Genomic DNA, 16,526 nt, shown 5'->3' on the forward strand with positions numbered 1-16,526 from the left:
GACTGCGACGGCCCGCAGCGCGGGCAGCGCAGTCCTCGTGCCGCTTTAGCTCAGTCGGTAGAGCAACTGATTTGTAATCAGTAGGTCGTCCGTTCGATTCGGACAAGCGGCACCACTTTTCGCATCGCACAGGCATGCGCCAGGCTGCTTCAGCCGATTGCCTGCATGCACGCGCAGGCGCGGCACTTCCCGTGTGTTTCCGGCAACCAACGCACGCCGCTGGCGCTCGCCTGCTGCGCCGCGGCGGGTCGTGCTGCGGGCGGCTCGCTAGACTGGCGCACATTTTTCGCTGGAGCGCGTCCGCATGACTTCCTCTTTTTTGCCGGTGTCCCTGATCGGCGTTCCCACCGATATCGGCGCCGGCCACCGTGGCGCGCGCATGGGGCCGGAGGCGCTGCGCATCGCCGGTCTGCATGAGGCGCTGGCCGGTCGCGGCATCGAGGTGCGCGATCTGGGCAACCTCGACGGTCCGCGCAATCCGTGGCAATCCCCCGTCGGCGGCTACCGTCATCTGGACGAGGTGGTGGCCTGGAACCGCGCGCTGATGGAGGCCAGCTACGCCGAGCTGTGCGCCGGGCGCATGCCGATCATGCTCGGCGGCGATCATTGCCTGGGCATCGGCTCGATCACTGCGGTGGCGCGGTATTGCCGCGAGCAGGGGCGCAAGCTGCGGGTGCTGTGGCTGGATGCGCACTCGGACTTCAACACCAGCGCGGTGACCCCGTCGGGCAACGTGCACGGCATGCCGGTGGCCTGCCTGTGCGGGCTGGGGCCGCAGGCGCTGACCGAACTGGGCGGCGCCGCGCCGGCGCTGCGCCCGGACCAGGTCCGCCAGATCGGCATCCGCTCGGTGGATCCGGACGAGAAGCGGCTGATCAAGCAGCACCGCATCGACGTGTACGACATGCGCTACATCGACGAGATGGGCATGAAGCGGACCATGGAGGCGGCGCTGGACGGGATCGATGCCGATACCCACCTGCACGTCAGCTTCGACGTGGATTTCCTCGACCCCAGCATCGCGCCGGGCGTCGGCACCACGGTGCCCGGCGGGCCGAATTACCGCGAAGCGCAGCTGGTGATGGAGATGATCGCCGACAGCGGGTGCATGGGTTCGCTGGACATCGTGGAACTCAATCCGGTGCTGGACCATCGCAATCTGACCGCCGAGCTGGCGGTGGACCTGGTCGAGAGCCTGTTCGGCAAGTCCACGCTGATGCGCGATTGACGTGGCTTTTCGGCACAAAGCTGAATGCCGTGACGCTTCATTCACGTGACATCCACAGTCGTGAAGTCAGATTCAGCGCCAGACGGTAGCTCGGCAACGGCTATCGCCGCTGTCCCAGACCCGATCCACTGCGAGGAATCCACAATGAAGCGACTGTTCACCTTGACGATGCTGACCCTGTTCTGTGCAGGCATGCTGACTGGCTGCAACACCATGGCCGGTGCTGGCAAGGATATGCAGAAGGCCGGCGATAAGGTGGAAACCAAGGCCGACGACTGCAAAGACGGCAAGTGCTGATCGATCGTCCGCAGTGGCTTGGCGTTGACCGATTACCCAATGCGTAACCCAGCGCGGCGCATACGCCGCGTTCCCATGACCAAGTAAGGAGTAAGACCTATGAAGCGTACGTTTGCGTGGATGCTGCTGGCGATGTTTTCGGTGGGCCTGCTGTCGGGCTGCAACACGGTTGCCGGTGCCGGCAAGGACGTGAAGAGCGCCGGCGAGAAGGTCGAAGACGCCGCCAAGAACTGAGCCCAGCGCTCGGTGACGAAAGACGGGTCGGCTTGCCGGCCCGTTTTTTTTGTGCGCTTTTCGCCAGCGTCGCCCGCGTTCGCGGTCAACGCTTCAGCGCCCTTATGCGCCGTTGACGGTGCATTGATCGATCGGCGATGGTGCCGGCGCAATGCTGCGCACGCGGTGCGATCGCCGCGGACATCCAAGGAGCGCGAGGCGATGAACAAAGACATCATTTCCGGCAAATGGACCCAGCTCAAGGGCAAGATCAAGGCGCAGTGGGGCGACCTGACCGACGACGATTTCGACGTGGCCGCTGGCAACGCGCAGTACCTGTCGGGCAAGCTGCAGAACGCTATGGCTGGGATCGCGACCGCGCCGAAAAACAGGTGCGCACGTTCCAGGACGGGCTGGGCAAGGAAGACCGCGACGGAGGCGCGCGCTGCGCCTGACGTGGAAACGGGCCGCGCTGCGGCCCGTTGCGTTTTGCGCGTTGCCGCAGGCTCAGTACGCCGGGGGGTCCGGTACGAAGTCGCCGGGGAAGGCCTGCGGCACGTCGGCCACGCGCGGGTACCGCCGTGGCCGCGGGATCACGCCGCGCGCAACCAGCCGCGCATGGTTGTCGTAGCGCAGTTGCAGGCGCTGCTGCGGCAGGTCGCTGGCCCGTTCGAATTCGGTGACGCTGGAGGGCGACCATTCGCGCTCGCCGTGGCCGGTGCCCAGGCGCTGCAGCTTGCCCTGCGCTGCATCGCTTTCCTGCACCGGCGCGGCGGCCATCGGCGCGGCGGCCGGCATCGGCGCGTCTGGGCGCTCGCGGCGTTGCTCGACGCTCGCCTGCGGCACGATCGTCGGCGCCTCGTCGAACACCGCCATGCCGATCACGCCGACGTTGTCGGGGCGGCCGGTGCGCGCGGCATAGCTGTCGGCGAGGTCGGTGAACACGAACTGCGCGATCTCGCGCTGCGACTTGCGCCAGCCGGCGATCTCGGTGCTCTGCCATGGCGCCAGCACGTAGCCGCGCTGGTCGCTGGACGCGGTTTCGCCGCTGACCGCGTTGACCCCGTCCACCGACAGCACCACCAGCACGCGGCGGTCGCTGCGGTTGGTCAGGCGCAGCGCATAGCGGTGGCCCGGCGTGGCGGCGATCCAGCGCTCGCCGCGCTGCGCGTATTGCGGCAGGTCGGCGCCGTCGGCGTCGCGGTCGATCACGCGCAGCGTCACCAGCGGCGCGGACGCGGGCGGCGCAGGGGAGGGGCGGAAACCGCACAACAGGCCGATGCACAGCAAGGCGATCGAGAGCGGGCCGATCGGGCGGGGCGAAAGAAACAGGCGGGCGTGCTTGCGCATCACGGCGACTCCACGGAAGGGACCTGCTGTTGAACGCGCCATGCGCCGGAACGGGGTTGCCGCGCAGCGGTTAAACTCGCCGGGTTTTCTTCCGGCCGTCGATTCCCCGCATGACCACCCGCGTCCTTACCGGCATCACCACCTCCGGCACCCCGCACCTGGGCAACTACGTCGGCGCGATCCGCCCGGCGCTGCAGGCCAGCCTGCGCCCCTGCATCGAGAGCTTCTATTTCCTGGCCGACCTGCACAGCCTGATCAAGGCGCAGGACCCGGCGCGCACCCAGCGCTCGACCCTGGAGATCGCCGCGTCGTGGCTGGCGGCCGGGCTGGATCCGTCGAAGGTGTGGTTCTACCGCCAGTCGGACGTGCCGGAAACCAACGAGCTGACCTGGTTCCTGACCTGCGTTGCCGGCAAGGGCATCCTCAACCGCGCCCATGCCTACAAGGCGGCGGTGGACAAGAACCGCGCCGACGGCGAGGACGACGATGCCGGGATCAGCGCCGGACTGTTCATGTATCCGGTGCTGATGGCCGCCGACATCCTGCTGTTCAACGCGCAGCAGGTGCCGGTGGGCCGCGACCAGATCCAGCACATCGAGATGGCGCGCGATTTCGGCCAGCGTTTCAACCACGTCTACGGCCGCGACTATTTCACCCTGCCCGAAGCGCTGATCGACGAGAACGTGGCCACCTTGCCCGGACTGGACGGGCGCAAGATGAGCAAGAGCTACGACAACACGATTCCGTTGTTCGCCCCGCGCGAGGAACTGAAGAAGCGCGTGTTCTCCATCGTCACCGATTCGCGCGCGCCGGGCGCGCCGAAGGACACCGAGGGTTCGGCGTTGTTCCAGCTGTACCAGGCTTTCGCCAGCGCCGAGGAAACCGCTGCGTTCGCGCAGGCGTTCGCCGGCGGCATCGGCTGGGGCGAGGCCAAGCAGCAGCTGTTCGCGCGCATCGATGCGGAGATCGCGCCGATGCGCGAGCGCTACGAGGCGCTGATGGCGCGGCCGGGCGACATCGAGGCCATATTGCGCGACAACGCGCAGCGCCTGCGCGAACGCTATGCCACGCCGTTCCTGGCCGAACTGCGGCATGCGGTGGGCCTGCGCGACCTTGTCGTCGAGCCGGCGGCGGGCGTGATCGAGACGTCAGCTTCGGCGAGTGTGCTGATCACATCGGCGTTGCCGGTATTCAAGCAGTACCGCGAGCAGGATGGCCTCTTCTACTTCAAGCTGCTCGACGGCGAAGGCGCGCTGCTGCTGCAGAGCGGCGGCTTCGATTCGCCGCGCGACGCCGGGCGCGTGATCGGCACGCTCAAGCAGGCCGATCAGGCCGATGCGCTGCAGGCCGCAGAGCTCACCCTGGCTGTACCGGCCGAGGCCGTGCTGGCCGCGCTGCAGCGGTTGCGCGACGCGGGCTGAGCGCGGTGCGCGGCGAAGCACTCCTGTAGGAGGGGCTTCAGCCCCGACCGGGCATTACCGGTAACGCCCGGTCGGGGCTGAAGCCCCTCCTACAGAGAAGTGAGCAGCAGCGCAGGCCGCGTGCGCACCGGGTCGTCGCCCTGCCTGCCGCGATGCGCAGGCTGGCAACAGCCTCCATACGGCCTAGAATGGATCCTCGCCCAGCCACCGCCCTGCGCCATGCCACGCGATCCCAGCATCCATCTCATCGACACCGGCTTCCAGCGCGCGCAGTTCGATGCGGCCTACCTGATCGTGGAGCACGGGCGTGGCGCATTCGTCGATTGCGGCACCAGCCACTCGCTGCCGGCCATGCTCGCCGCGCTCGATGATGCCGGCCTGGCGCCGGGCGACGTGGACTGGCTGATCCTGACCCACGTGCACCTGGACCATGCCGGCGGCGCCGGCGCGCTGCTGCAGCACCTGCCGAACGCACGCTTGCTGGTGCATCCGCGCGGCGCGCCGCACATGATCGATCCGGCTCGGCTGATCGCTGGCGCCACCGCGGTGTACGGCGAGGCCGAGATCGCGCGCAGCTAAGGCACGATCGTGCCGGTACCGGCCGAGCGCGTCGTCGTGGCCGAGGACGGCCATCGGCTGTGGCTGGGCGAGCGCGAACTGTTGTGCATCGATACGCCGGGCCACGCGCGCCATCATCTGTGCGTGTGGGACGCGCGCAGCCGCAGCTGGTTCAGCGGCGACACCTTCGGCCTGTCGTATCGCGAACTGGACAGCGCGCAGGGCGCGTTCGTGATCCCGACATCCTCGCCGGTGCAGTTCGATCCGGAGGCGATGCGCGCCTCGATCCAGCGCATGCTCGGCCATGCGCCGGAGACGCTGTATCTGACCCACTACGGCCCGGTCGGCGCGGCGGATACCTTGGCGGCGGATCTGTTCGAGCAACTCGATGCGATGGTGGCGATCGCACGCAGTTGCGATGTGCGTTCCGATCGCCATCGCTGCCTGGTGGCCGCGCTCGGCGCGCTGTACCTGGAGCGCGCGCGACTGCACGGTTGCCCGCTCGACGATGCCGGCGTGGAGCGGGTGTTGCAGATGGATATCGAGCTCAATGCGCAGGGCCTGGCCTGCTGGCTGGACCGCTGAGGCGCCGGGAAACGGCAATGGGGAATCGGGAATGGGAACAGCGTGTGTCTGCGCTTCTCGCGTCTCCATCCACCTCATTGCTGTTTCATGACGGCGTCACGTTTTACACTGTGCGGCCAGCTTTTTTCAGGTCGTTGCCGTGAATCCGATGCGCATGTTGCTGCTGTCCGCCTGCCTGTTCATGGGAGGTGCCGCACAGGCGGCCAACGAGGCGCTGCCCGGCGGCGGCATCGATGCCGAAGCGCTGGAGCGGCATGTGCGCACGCTGGCGTCCGATGGGTTCGAGGGCCGCGCGCCGGCCACGCCGGGCGAGGACAAGACCATCGCCTATCTCAGCGAGCAGTTCCGCCTGGCCGGCGTGCAACCGGCGGGCGACGAAGGCGGCTGGACCCAGGCGGTGCCGCTGGTGCGCGCGCAGGTGGACGGGCCGGTGACGGCGACGCTGCGCGTGGCCGGCGCGGCGCAGGCGCTGGTCAACGGCGAGGACGTGGTGCTGCAGAGCCTGCGCCCCGGCAGCAAAGTGGCGCTGAAGGACGCGCCGCTGGTGTTCGTCGGCTACGGCATCCATGCGCCCGAGCGCGGCTGGGACGACTACAAGGGCGTGGACCTGAAGGGCAAGATCGCGGTGATGCTGATCAACGACGCCGACTTCGAGACGCCGCAGCCCGGCGCCTTCGACGGCCGTGCGGTCACCTACTACGGGCGCTGGACCTACAAGTACGAGGAAGCCGCGCGGCAGGGGGCGGCCGGCGTGCTGATCGTGCACGAGACCGCGCCGGCCGCGTACGGCTGGGCCACGGTGAAGAGTTCCGGGCTGTCGCCGCTGTTCGACATCGATCGCAGCGACGCGCAGGCGCGCGCGCAGCACGTGCCGGTGCGCGGCTGGATGCAGCGCGCGCTGGCGGTGTCGCTGTTCCAGCGCGCCGGGCTGGATTTCGAGGCGGGAAAAAAGCGTGCGCAGCGCGCCGAATTCCGCCCGCAGGCGCTGGGCGATGCGGCGCTGTCGGTGCGCTTCGCGCTCAAGCGCGAGCGCGTGGTCACCCACAACGTGGTGGCCAAGCTGGAAGGCGCCACGCATCCGCACGAGACCGTCATCTATTCGGCGCATTGGGATGCGTTCGGCATCGGCGCGGCCGACGCCAGCGGCGATCGCATCCGCCGCGGCGCGGTCGACAACGCCACCGGCGTGGCCAGCGTGCTGGAACTGGCGCGGGTCTTCGCGGCCGGGCCGCGGCCGCAGCGCACGCTGTACTTCATCGCGCTCACCGCCGAGGAGAAAGGCCTGCTCGGCGCGACCTATTACGCCGCGCATCCGTTGGCGCCGCTGGCGACCACCGTGGCGGTGATCAACAGCGAGATGTTCAGCCCCGATGGCGCCACCCGCGACATCGCCTCGTGGGGCCGCGGACGGGTCTCGCTGGAGCGCGACCTGGCCGCCGCGGCGCAGGCGCGCGGCCGCGCCTATTCGCCGGATCCGAACCTGGAGGCGGGCTTCTTCTACCGCGCCGACCACTTCGCCTTCGCCCGCGCCGGGGTGCCGGCGATCACCGTGGGGCCGGGGCTGGACAAGCTGGACGGCGGCGTGGCGGCCGGCAAGGCGATCCGCGACCGCTATTTCGCCGACTGCTACCACCAGCCCTGCGACCGCTGGAGCGCGTCCTGGGATCCGGCCGGGCATGCCGCCGACACGCTGCTGCTGTACGACCTGGGCCAGCGCCTGGCCGACAGCCGCGAATGGCCGCGCTGGGACGACGGTTCCGAATTCAAGCCGGCGCGCGATGCGAGCGAGGCCGCGCGGCGCTGAGGGTGGCGTGGGTGCGGCGTGGGCGTTGCTTTGCCGGGGAACTGTGGGAGACGCTCTTTTAGCACCGACAGCGTCCGAAGCCGGTGCAGTTCCCGACTCCGCTCGTCGCGACTGAAGTCGCTCCTGCAAAAGGGCTTGCGACCCGCGTGCCGGGTGCACTGTAGGAGGGACTTCAGTCCCGACAGAGAGTGTCCGAGGGCGGTGCGGTTCCCAACTTCGCTCGTCGCGACTGAAGTCGCTCCTACAAAAGGCTTGCGACCCGCGTGCCGGGTGCACTGTAGGAGGGACTTCAGTCCCGACAGAGAGTGTCCGAGGGCGGTGCGGTTCCCGACTCCGCTCGTCGCGGCTGAAGCCGCTCCTACAAAAGGGCTTGCGACCTGCGTGCCGGGTGCACTGTGGGAGGGACTTCAGTCCCGACAGAGAGTGTCCGAGGGCGGTGCGGTTCCCAACTTCGCTCGTCGCGGCTGAAGCCGCTCCTACAAAAGGGCTTGCGACCCGCGTGCCGGGTGCACTGTGGGAGGGACTTCAGTCCCGACAGAGAGTGTCCGAGGGCGGTGCGGTTCCCGACTTCGCTCGTCGCGGCTGAAGCCGCTCCTACAGGTCAAACGCGCACTGCGCGGCCGCGATTACCCACCGCCGCGGCGCCGCCCCCAACCCGAGCGCCACAGGCTCTCGCCCGCGAACAGCAGCAGCCCGACCCAGATCGCGGCGAAGCCGATCGCCTTGCCGCTGTCGAACGGCTCGCGGAAGAACCACACCCCGAGCAGCAACTGCAGGCTCGGCGCGATGTACTGCAGCAACCCGACCAGCGACAGCGGAATGCGCCGCACGCCGTAGGCGAAGCCGATCAGCGGCACCGCGGTGACCACGCCGCCGAACACCAGCAGCAGATCGTTGCGCCAGCCCCAGCCGTCGGCGAAACCGCCGCCGTGGCCGCTCTCGCCCCACAGCACGAAACCCAGCGCCGGCAGGAACAGGTACAGGCTCTCCACGCCCAGCCCGGCCACCGCATCCACCTGCACCAGCTTGCGCAGCAGGCCGTACAGCCCGAACGAGGCGGCCAGGCTCAGCGCGATCCACGGCAGCGCACCGGCATCGACGGTGAGCCAGGCCACGCCCAGCGTCGCGCACGCCACCGCCAGCCACTGCAAGGGGCGCAACCGCTCCTTCAGCACCAGCACGCCGAGCAGCACGTTGACCAGCGGATTGATGAAATAGCCCAGGCTGGCCTCGATCACATGGCCGGCGTTGATCGCCCAGATGTACAGGCTCCAGTTGGACGCGATCGCCACGCTGCTCAAGGCCAGGATGCCCAGCGCACGCGGCTGCGCGGCGATGCTGCGCCACCACTGCAAGCGCGTGCGGTACAGCAGCCAACCCACCACCAGCAGCGTGCTCCAGACGATGCGATGGACGATGATGTGCACCGACGGCACCGCCTTGAGCAGATGCCAGTACACCGGCACCACGCCCCACAGCACGAAGGTCAATGCGGTGATCAGCAGCCCGCGCCGCGTGTCCTGTTCGGTAGCGGTCATCGGCGGGTCCGCGCCACGGTGATGACCACCACGCCGGCCAGGATCACCGCCATCGCGCACAGGTCGCTGGTAGTGAAGCGCTCGGCGCCGAGCCAGCTGCCCAGCGCCACCGCGATTACCGGATTGACGTAGGCATAGCTGCCGGCCAGCACCGGGCGCACGTTCTGCAGCAACCACACGTAGGCGGTGAACGCCACGATCGAGCCGAACACGCACAGGTAGGCGACTGCCATCAACGCGTGCGGCGTCGGCCAGGCATGCGCGCGTTCGCCGCTCAGCAGGCCGGTGGCGACCAGCAGCACGCCGCCGCACAGCATCTGCCCGGCCGCGGCCATGAACGGCATCGGCAGATCGCGTCCGCGCGACCACACCGAGCCGAACGCCCAGCCGATCGCCGCGATCAACAGCAGCACCAGGCCCTTGGGACTGGCGCTGAGGCTGCTGCCGGCATTGAGCCACAGCACGCCGGCAAACCCGACCACGATGCCCAGCCATTCGCCGCGGCTGGCGTGCTGCCCGCGCAATGCGCCGAACAACGCCATCCACAAAGGCACCGACGCCAGCGCGACCGCGGCCAGGCCCGATGACACCTGGCGCTCGGCCAGCACCACCAGGCCGTTGCCACACAACAGCAGCAACGCGCCGAGCACCGTCAGCGCCCCCCATTGCGCCCGGGTCGGCGCGGCCACGCCGCGCCAGCGCAGCACCGCGTACAGCAGCGAACCGGCGACCACGAAGCGCAGTCCCGAGACCATGCTCAGCGGCGGGATGCCGCCCTCCAGCGCGAAGCGGATCGCCAGATAGGTCGAGCCCCAGACCACGTAGACCAGCAGCAGCGCAAGGACCACGAAACCGCCACGCGTGGGTACGGCGGCGACGGGAGAAGGCGGGGACGACGACATGCGCAGAAAGACCGGGCGGTGTGGATAGGGATTCTAGGCCAGCGGCGGCGACCAGCGACAGCACCGCAAGACGACACGGCACGCGCAGCACGCTGTTTTGCATGCGGCGCACGCGCCCTGTGCGCGACGCATCGACGACGCATGCGCGATCTCCGATCGTGACAGCGCACGCGCTTTCCGCGCAGGAGCAGTCATGGCGACGTCGGCCCGTCGAAGCCCCGCGCCACGCCGGCAGGCTGGTCCGCGTCGGGACTGAAGTCCCTCCCACAGTGCACCCGGCACGCGGGTCGCAAGCCCTTTGTGTAGGAGCTTCAGCCGCGACCAACGAAGCGGCACCGCTGGCAGGTTTCAGTGTCTGTCGGGACTGAAGCCCCTGCTACAAGAACGGCAGCAGCCACGCGCGAAATCCCTGCGATAGGCCGAGGATGCGCCGTGGGCGTGGCTTCACCCCCGACGCGTGCACGCCGCAACCTACCGCCTTTCCCGCACCGGCCGAAGCCGCGACGTGGCAGGCCGCGGCGCGTCCACATGCCCCGATCATCCCCACGCCAGCATCACCCGTGTACCGTTGGCGCACCGCTTGCCCGCCCGCGCCCGCCATGAGCACCTACCACCTGCAGTCCGTGTTCCGCCCCGCCTCGGTCGCCATCGTCGGCGGCAGTCCGCGCGAGCGCTCGGCCGGGCGCGCGGTGGTGCGCAACCTGCGCGCGGCCGGGTTTCCCGGGCAGATCGGCTGGGTCAGCCCGCGCTACCGCGAGATCGACGGCGTGCCCACCGTGCGCCGGCTCACCGATTTGCCGTGGGTGCCGGACCTGGTGGTCATCACCGCGCCGGCGCGGATCGTGCCGCGCATCGTCGCCATCGCCGCGCGGCGCGGCGTCGCCGCGGCGATCATCCTCACCGCGGGCCTGGGCGAAGGCCCGGGCTCGGCCGCGGCGCGGGTCGAAGCGGCCGCGCGCGCCAAGGGCCTGCGCATCCTCGGCCCGCATTGCCTGGGCGTGATCGCTCCGCACGCCAAGCTCAACGCCAGCATCGCCGCGCACTGCCCGCAGCCGGGCGATCTGGCGCTGATCTCCGAATCCAGCGCCATCGCCGCCGCCTTGGTGGAGTGGGGCGTGGCGCGTTCGGTCGGCTTCTCCGCGGTGGTGTCGCTGGGCGACGCGCTGGACGTGGACTTCGGCGACCTGCTCGACTACTTCGCCACCGACTACCGCACGCGCGCGATCTTGCTGTACGTCGAACACATCCACGACGCGCGCAAGTTCATGTCCGCCGCGCGAGCCGCGGCGCGCGCCAAACCGGTGGTGGTGGTGAAGTCCGGCCGCCAGCTGCGCATCGATCCCAATGCCGACACCCACGTGCAGGCGCTGGCCAGTTCCGATGCGGTCTACGGCGCCGCCTTCGCCCGCGCCGGCCTGCTGCGCGTGCGCGCGCTGGACGAGCTGTTCGCCGCGGCCGAGACCCTGGGCCGGCTCAGCACCTTCCCCGGCCGCCGCCTGGCCATCCTCAGCAACGGCGGCGGCGTCGGCCGCCTGGCGGTGGACAAGCTCGCCGACCTCGGCGGCACACTGGCCGCGCTGTCGCCGCAGACCTTGCAACGCCTGGAGCAGGCGCTGCCGCAGGAGTGGTCGCACGCCAACCCGGTGGACATCGTGGTCGATGCCGACGGCGAGCGCTACGCCGCCGCCGCCGAAGCGCTGCTGGCCGATCCGGAGAACGACGCGGTGCTGGTGGTCAACGTGCCGACCGCGTTCACCTCCTCGGCCGACGCCGCGCAGGCGTTGACCCGCACCCTGGGCCTGCGCCCGCGCCACCATCGCGACAAGCCGGTGTTCGCGGTGTGGCTCGGCAACGACGAAAGCGCCACCGCCGCGCTCAACGCCGCGCATATTCCCACCTACGCCACCGAGGCCGACGCAGTGCGCGGCTTCATGCACCTGGTGCGCTACCGCGAAGCGCAGGCGGCGCTGATGGAGACCCCGCCCAGCCTGCCCGAGGATTTCGTGTTCGATGCGGCCGCCGCGCGCGGCATCGTCGATGCCGCACTGGCCGCCGGCCAGACCTGGCTGGATCCGTTGGCCACCACCCGCCTGCTCGCCGCCTACGGCATTCCCACCGCGCCGGTGGTGCATGCCGCCAGCGCCGCCGACGCCGCACTGGCAGCGGCACCGATGCTGGCCGACGGCCTGGCGGTCGCGGTGAAGATCCATTCGGCCGACATCCCGCACAAGTCCGACGTGGACGGCGTGCGTTTGAACCTGGTCAGCGCGCAGGCGGTGCAGGACGCCGCCGAAGGCATCCTGGCCCGCGCGCGCGCCGCGCGTCCCGACGCGCGCATCGACGGCGTGCTGGTGCAGCCCACGCTGCTGCGGCCGAAGGCGCGCGAACTGATCGCCGGCATCGCCGACGACCCCACCTTCGGCCCGGTGATCGTGTTCGGCCGCGGCGGTACCGCAGTGGAAGTGATCGACGACAAGGCGCTGGCGCTGCCGCCACTGGACCTGCGCCTGGCCCACGAACTGATCGGCCGCACCCGCGTCAGCCGCATCCTCAAGGCCTACCGCGACGTGCCTGCGGCCGACGAGCGCGCGGTGGCGATGGTGCTGGTCAAGCTCGCGCAGCTGGCCGCCGACCTGCCGGAGATCCGCGAGCTGGACATCAACCCGCTGCTGGCCGACCGCGACGGCGTGATCGCGGTGGACGCCCGCGTGGCGGTGGCGCCGTCGCGGCGCCTGCACAAGGGCCGCGGCCACCCGCGCTTTGCGATCTTCCCGTATCCCAAGGAATGGGAGCGGCGCATCGCGCTCAACGACGGCGGCACCGCCCTGGTGCGCCCGGTGCGCCCGGAAGACGACGCGCTGTTCCGCAGCTTCTTCGCCCGCGTCACCGACGAAGACCTGCGCCTGCGCTTCTTCCAGGCGGTGAAGCACTTCAGCCACGAATTCATCGCCCGCCTGACCCAGCTCGACTACGCCCGCTCGATCGCCCTGGTGGCGATCGAACCCAAGACCGGCGACATGCTCGGCGCGGTGCGCCTGCACGCCGACGCCGACTACGACCGCGGCGAATACGGCATCCTGATCCGCTCCGACCTCAAGGGCCACGGCATCGGCTGGCAGCTGATGCGGATCATGATCGAATACGCCGGCTGGCTCGGCCTCAACGTCGTCGAAGGCCAGGTCCTGCGCGAGAACCGCACCATGCTGGCGATGTGCGAACACCTGGGCTTCAAGGCCACCCCGGACCCGGAAGATGCGACGCTGATGGATGTGGTGTTGCCGGTGGGGAAGGGGTGAGGGGGCGCTAAGTCGCGTGTCCGGTTTTTGCGCGCAGTGGCGATGTGCAAAAGACGCGACGGTGCGGATTGGCTGGAAGTCGCCAATCCATCCCAGGGAAGTTGGCGTCCAGCGAAGACGCCAAGAGTCAAGGAGAATCGAGCAGTGCCTATGTTGATGGCGATCGCGTTCCTTCCTTTTGCTGCATTGGCAGCGGCATATGTCGCAAGCACACTCCAGCCAGCGCAACGCAGGCCGCTGATCTTCATTGCCGGCGGCTGTTTCATATCGGTCTTGGGCGCACTGGGGGGCTATGCACTACGCCCCGCGCTCCAGTCTGGTTATGTCCGCTTCAATAGCAGGTACGCCGGAGATATCCACGCCGGCTTGGCGCAAGATCCTTTGCAATACTGGGCGATCGTGCTTGTGCTCTATGCCATGTTCGTGCTTCTGGCTGGCTTTGGATTGGCAATGATTGGGCTATGCTTTCGTAAAGGGGCCAGCAATGCACGCTGATCTAACTTAAAGGGGCCAGTAACTAAAGCGGCCAGGGGAAATATCCGTTTGAAGCAGATCCTTCCTCACGCTCCTGACATTGAGCAAAACGCCGCACGCCAGGCGGGGCAAGACACCCCGCCCGGCATGCATTCCATGGCGCTGCAACGATGTCGAGCGCACAGCAAACGCGCGGGCGTGGCAGGCAGCATCGGGGGAGAATGCTGCGGGGCGGGCGATGATGCTGCCGCGCGGGGCCAGCCAAGGCGTCGTACGTGGATACGCGTCCATCGTGCGATCCGTCGTGTTGCTCGACCATTTCGACTCTAGCCGATTGTCCCGAGGCAATGAGTAGACAGTTGTAGCGCCGCGGTGCCGGTGCCGTGCACGCCAGCGCTCGCCGGCGATGGGGCAGTACAGGCGATGCCGGGCCGATGTTCGCGCTGGCCGCTTACCTGGGAGCGAACGCCGGGAGCGGCATCGCTCCGCGCGCGGAGGCGGCACTTGCGCTGGCAGCGGTGTCCGTTGGCCTTGGGTGCGGCATTGCGGCTGTGGCAGGCGCTGGCGGGACTCAACGCCGCGGTCGTCGGCTTGCTGGCTGCGGCGCTGTACGGCTTGCCATGGCGCGACGGCATCCGCAGTCCGCCGGATCTGCTGGTGGGGGCACTGGGGCTGGTCTTGATGGCACGCCTGCAGCGCTCGGCGCTGTGGGTCGTGGCATGGTGTGCGGCGATGGCCGCAACCGGGCATCGTCCACGTTATTGTCGGCGGTAGACAGGAATAGGGTTCGCTTCGAGGTGGTCCCATGCGCACACACGGAACGTTGATCAAGTGGGACGATGAGCGGGGCATCGGCTTCGTACGCTCGGCGCATGGCGATGGCGAGATAGTCGTGCACATCGCCGCGTCCCCGTGCGATGGCGCGCGTCCGCGGCTGGGCGAGTTGATTTCGTTCGATTTGGAACAGGATGCGGAAGGACGGCCGCGCGCGGTGCGGGTGATGCGTCCCGGACGCGCGCCGACCACGCCGGCGCGCCGCGCCGCGGCTGACGCACCTTCCGGCAGCGCGTTCGGCCGCGTGCTCGCGGTGCTGCTGGTGATCGGCATTGGCGCCTGTGCGTATTTGCTGATTGCGCCGCGCTTCGCGGCCACGCCGACGCCGAGCGTAGCCGTGCCGAGGACATCGAGTGCGGCCACTGCACCCACTTCCATTGCACCGGCCACACCGACAGCAACAGCGCAGGCCATACCCGCGGCAGCGGCACCCGCTCAGCACTTCCAGTGCGACGGACGCACCCACTGCGCACAGATGACCTCATGCGAGGAAGCGACCTATTTCCTGCGCAACTGCCCTGGCGTGCAGATGGACGGCAACCACGACGGCGTGCCGTGCGAGCGGCAGTGGTGTCATTAGCCGCCCTTCCATTGGGTAGTTCGGAGGCGGCGTTGAGAAAGCAACTTCTCGGTGGCGTCGGATCTTCAGTCGCGGCAGCTTGCTGCAACCGTACCGGCGGGAGGTGGCGATGTTTGACGGAGGTCGCCGCTGAAGCCGCTTGTGTCTGGAGATTGCTCTACAGTTTGAGTGGAGAGCGATGTGCGGCACGCCGACAGGCCGTAGTGTTCAAGCACGTGTAGGAGCCAGGGCGGCCGCACATCGACCTCGTTGCCTAGCCCGAACAGTTGAACGAGCGTTCGCTCGAACTTCACAAGCGTGGGCAGCGACGAGGTGGCTCTCTCCTGTCCCCCAGTCTACCTAACGCTTATGCCTCTTTGGATCGGTATCGATGTGGCCAAGGACACCTTGGCCGTCCACGTGCTTCCCCTGGACCAGTTGCTGTCCTTTCCCAATACCGCCCAGGGCCACCAGCGCCTGTGCGACCACCTTGCCGGGCACTGCGTCGGCAACGCGCTGCTGGAGGCCACCGGCGGCTACGAACGGGCGGTGATGACGGCACTGGCCACGGCAGGGATCCCGGTGACCCGGATCAATCCGCGCCGGGCACGCGCTTTCGCCACGGCCTTGGGCACAACCGCCAAGACCGATCCGCTGGATGCGGCCTTGCTGGCGCGCATGGCTCACCTGGTGCAAGCGCCCGCGCCGGCTCCCGATCCCTTGCGTGAGCAACTGCGCATGCTGGTCCAGCGCCGCGAGCAACTGGTCCAGCAACGTGACGACGAGCGCCGTCGCTTGCATCAGGCGACCCTGGCCATGGTGCGCGCGTGCCTGATCGAGCAGATCGGCGACGTGCGCCGCCGTATCCAGCGGATGAACCAGGCGATCAAGCAGGTGCGGTGCCAGCTCGACGATGCGCTGGCGCACGCCCTGGGCACGGTCCCGGGCATCGGCGAGGTCACCACCGCCAGCCTGATGGCCTATCTGCCCGAACTGGGGACGCTGGATCGTCGCCAGATCGCGGCCCTGGTCGGCCTGGCTCCCTACAACGTGGACAGCGGGCAGCACTGTGGCAAACGCCGCATCCGCGGCGGGCGTGCCACGATCCGACGAGTGCTGTACATGGCCTGTTGGAGCGTTGTGCGCACTCAAGCCTCCTTCAAGGAGCGTTATCAACAGTTACGGGCACGCGGCAAGCCCGCCAAGGTCGCCATCACCGCATGCATGCGCGTGCTGCTTATCCGACTCAACGCCATGGCACGAGATCGCACACCATGGCGTGAGGTTATCGGATGAGAAGACAGTTGCTCCTACAGTGCACATAGCCCGCGACCGCACGTTCTGTAGGAGCGGCTTCAGCCGCGACGAACGCAGCGATGGAGCTGACGACGCCGGTCAGCGTCGCGGCCTTTGGTTCGAGGCTGCCTGTCGCGCATGACAAGGGCAAAGCGCCTTGGATGGTCGTTG

Annotated in this window: 13 protein-coding genes, 1 tRNA gene and 2 pseudogenes; 13 read left to right on the plus strand and 3 right to left on the minus strand. The window is 68.7% G+C overall.

Annotation, left to right across the window (positions count from 1 at the left end):
* The first annotated feature begins 39 nt into the window (after positions 1 to 39).
* The 5 genes and pseudogenes from KHF85_RS01045 to KHF85_RS01065 all read left to right on the plus strand — a co-directional run bounded on the left by KHF85_RS01045 (position 40) and on the right by KHF85_RS01065 (position 2,193).
* Positions 40 to 115, plus strand: a tRNA-Thr gene (locus tag KHF85_RS01045).
* Between the two features lie 189 nt (positions 116 to 304).
* On the plus strand, positions 305 to 1,228 hold the full coding sequence (gene rocF, locus KHF85_RS01050; RefSeq protein WP_064540906.1) for an arginase: 924 nt from the start codon (positions 305 to 307) through the stop codon (positions 1,226 to 1,228).
* A 144-nt stretch (positions 1,229 to 1,372) separates the two neighbouring features.
* Positions 1,373 to 1,525 carry an entericidin A/B family lipoprotein gene (locus KHF85_RS01055; RefSeq protein WP_003469323.1) on the plus strand — a complete coding sequence of 51 codons (153 nt, stop codon included), beginning with the start codon at positions 1,373 to 1,375 and terminating at the stop codon, positions 1,523 to 1,525.
* 99 nt (positions 1,526 to 1,624) lie between these two features.
* Complete coding sequence (locus KHF85_RS01060) at positions 1,625 to 1,759, plus strand: entericidin A/B family lipoprotein (protein WP_003469322.1); 135 nt, start codon at positions 1,625 to 1,627, stop codon at positions 1,757 to 1,759.
* Between the two features lie 201 nt (positions 1,760 to 1,960).
* Positions 1,961 to 2,193 (plus strand): annotated as a pseudogene (locus tag KHF85_RS01065) (CsbD family protein).
* A 52-nt stretch (positions 2,194 to 2,245) separates the two neighbouring features.
* On the opposite strand, the gene KHF85_RS01070 reads toward KHF85_RS01065, so the two are convergent.
* Positions 2,246 to 3,088 carry a hypothetical protein gene (locus KHF85_RS01070; protein ID WP_284568184.1) on the minus strand — a complete coding sequence of 281 codons (843 nt, stop codon included), beginning with the start codon at positions 3,086 to 3,088 and terminating at the stop codon, positions 2,246 to 2,248.
* Positions 3,089 to 3,198: 110 nt separating this feature from the next.
* Between KHF85_RS01070 and KHF85_RS01075 the strand changes: the two genes are divergently transcribed.
* The 3 genes and pseudogenes from KHF85_RS01075 to KHF85_RS01085 all read left to right on the plus strand — a co-directional run bounded on the left by KHF85_RS01075 (position 3,199) and on the right by KHF85_RS01085 (position 7,456).
* Positions 3,199 to 4,509, plus strand: a complete 1,311-nt coding sequence (locus tag KHF85_RS01075) for a tryptophan--tRNA ligase (RefSeq protein WP_284568185.1) — start codon at positions 3,199 to 3,201, stop codon at positions 4,507 to 4,509.
* Positions 4,510 to 4,728: 219 nt separating this feature from the next.
* Positions 4,729 to 5,652 (plus strand): annotated as a pseudogene (locus tag KHF85_RS01080) (MBL fold metallo-hydrolase).
* Between the two features lie 148 nt (positions 5,653 to 5,800).
* Positions 5,801 to 7,456: a M28 family metallopeptidase gene (locus KHF85_RS01085; RefSeq protein WP_284569450.1), complete on the plus strand. Its 1,656-nt coding sequence runs from the start codon at positions 5,801 to 5,803 to the stop codon at positions 7,454 to 7,456.
* Positions 7,457 to 8,082: 626 nt separating this feature from the next.
* Here KHF85_RS01085 and rarD read toward each other — a convergent pair.
* On the minus strand, positions 8,083 to 8,994 hold the full coding sequence (gene rarD / locus KHF85_RS01090) for an EamA family transporter RarD (RefSeq protein WP_284568186.1): 912 nt from the start codon (positions 8,992 to 8,994) through the stop codon (positions 8,083 to 8,085).
* On the minus strand, positions 8,991 to 9,896 hold the full coding sequence (gene yedA, locus KHF85_RS01095) for a drug/metabolite exporter YedA (RefSeq protein ID WP_284568187.1): 906 nt from the start codon (positions 9,894 to 9,896) through the stop codon (positions 8,991 to 8,993). The genes rarD and yedA overlap by 4 nt, the downstream gene beginning before the upstream one ends.
* Positions 9,897 to 10,495: 599 nt before the next feature.
* Between yedA and KHF85_RS01100 the strand changes: the two genes are divergently transcribed.
* The 5 genes from KHF85_RS01100 to KHF85_RS01120 all read left to right on the plus strand — a co-directional run bounded on the left by KHF85_RS01100 (position 10,496) and on the right by KHF85_RS01120 (position 16,355).
* Positions 10,496 to 13,192 (plus strand): bifunctional acetate--CoA ligase family protein/GNAT family N-acetyltransferase, encoded by a 2,697-nt coding sequence (locus KHF85_RS01100; RefSeq protein WP_284568188.1) that lies wholly within the window; start codon positions 10,496 to 10,498, stop codon positions 13,190 to 13,192.
* A 150-nt stretch (positions 13,193 to 13,342) separates the two neighbouring features.
* On the plus strand, positions 13,343 to 13,687 hold the full coding sequence (locus KHF85_RS01105; protein ID WP_284568189.1) for a hypothetical protein: 345 nt from the start codon (positions 13,343 to 13,345) through the stop codon (positions 13,685 to 13,687).
* Positions 13,688 to 14,170: 483 nt separating this feature from the next.
* Positions 14,171 to 14,440: a hypothetical protein gene (locus KHF85_RS01110; protein ID WP_284568190.1), complete on the plus strand. Its 270-nt coding sequence runs from the start codon at positions 14,171 to 14,173 to the stop codon at positions 14,438 to 14,440.
* A 31-nt stretch (positions 14,441 to 14,471) separates the two neighbouring features.
* Positions 14,472 to 15,080 carry an excalibur calcium-binding domain-containing protein gene (locus KHF85_RS01115; protein ID WP_284568191.1) on the plus strand — a complete coding sequence of 203 codons (609 nt, stop codon included), beginning with the start codon at positions 14,472 to 14,474 and terminating at the stop codon, positions 15,078 to 15,080.
* A 348-nt stretch (positions 15,081 to 15,428) separates the two neighbouring features.
* Positions 15,429 to 16,355 (plus strand): IS110 family RNA-guided transposase, encoded by a 927-nt coding sequence (locus KHF85_RS01120; protein ID WP_284566813.1) that lies wholly within the window; start codon positions 15,429 to 15,431, stop codon positions 16,353 to 16,355.
* The last annotated feature ends 171 nt before the right edge of the window (positions 16,356 to 16,526 follow it).

The sequence above is a fragment of the Xanthomonas graminis pv. graminis genome (assembly GCF_030168915.1).
Taxonomy (GTDB): Bacteria; Pseudomonadota; Gammaproteobacteria; order Xanthomonadales; family Xanthomonadaceae; genus Xanthomonas_A; species Xanthomonas_A translucens.

Excerpts from the sequence above, each read along its gene's own strand:
- rocF (WP_064540906.1), top strand. The coding sequence starts at position 305 with ATGACTTCCTCTTTTTTGCCGGTGTCCCTGATCGGCGTTCCCACCGAT.
- KHF85_RS01055 (WP_003469323.1), top strand. The coding sequence starts at position 1,373 with ATGAAGCGACTGTTCACCTTGACGATGCTGACCCTGTTCTGTGCAGGC.
- KHF85_RS01060 (WP_003469322.1), top strand. The coding sequence starts at position 1,625 with ATGAAGCGTACGTTTGCGTGGATGCTGCTGGCGATGTTTTCGGTGGGC.
- KHF85_RS01070 (WP_284568184.1), bottom strand. The coding sequence starts at position 3,088 with ATGCGCAAGCACGCCCGCCTGTTTCTTTCGCCCCGCCCGATCGGCCCG.
- KHF85_RS01075 (WP_284568185.1), top strand. The coding sequence starts at position 3,199 with ATGACCACCCGCGTCCTTACCGGCATCACCACCTCCGGCACCCCGCAC.
- KHF85_RS01085 (WP_284569450.1), top strand. The coding sequence starts at position 5,801 with ATGCGCATGTTGCTGCTGTCCGCCTGCCTGTTCATGGGAGGTGCCGCA.
- rarD (WP_284568186.1), bottom strand. The coding sequence starts at position 8,994 with ATGACCGCTACCGAACAGGACACGCGGCGCGGGCTGCTGATCACCGCA.
- yedA (WP_284568187.1), bottom strand. The coding sequence starts at position 9,896 with ATGTCGTCGTCCCCGCCTTCTCCCGTCGCCGCCGTACCCACGCGTGGC.
- KHF85_RS01100 (WP_284568188.1), top strand. The coding sequence starts at position 10,496 with ATGAGCACCTACCACCTGCAGTCCGTGTTCCGCCCCGCCTCGGTCGCC.
- KHF85_RS01105 (WP_284568189.1), top strand. The coding sequence starts at position 13,343 with ATGTTGATGGCGATCGCGTTCCTTCCTTTTGCTGCATTGGCAGCGGCA.
- KHF85_RS01115 (WP_284568191.1), top strand. The coding sequence starts at position 14,472 with ATGCGCACACACGGAACGTTGATCAAGTGGGACGATGAGCGGGGCATC.
- KHF85_RS01120 (WP_284566813.1), top strand. The coding sequence starts at position 15,429 with ATGCCTCTTTGGATCGGTATCGATGTGGCCAAGGACACCTTGGCCGTC.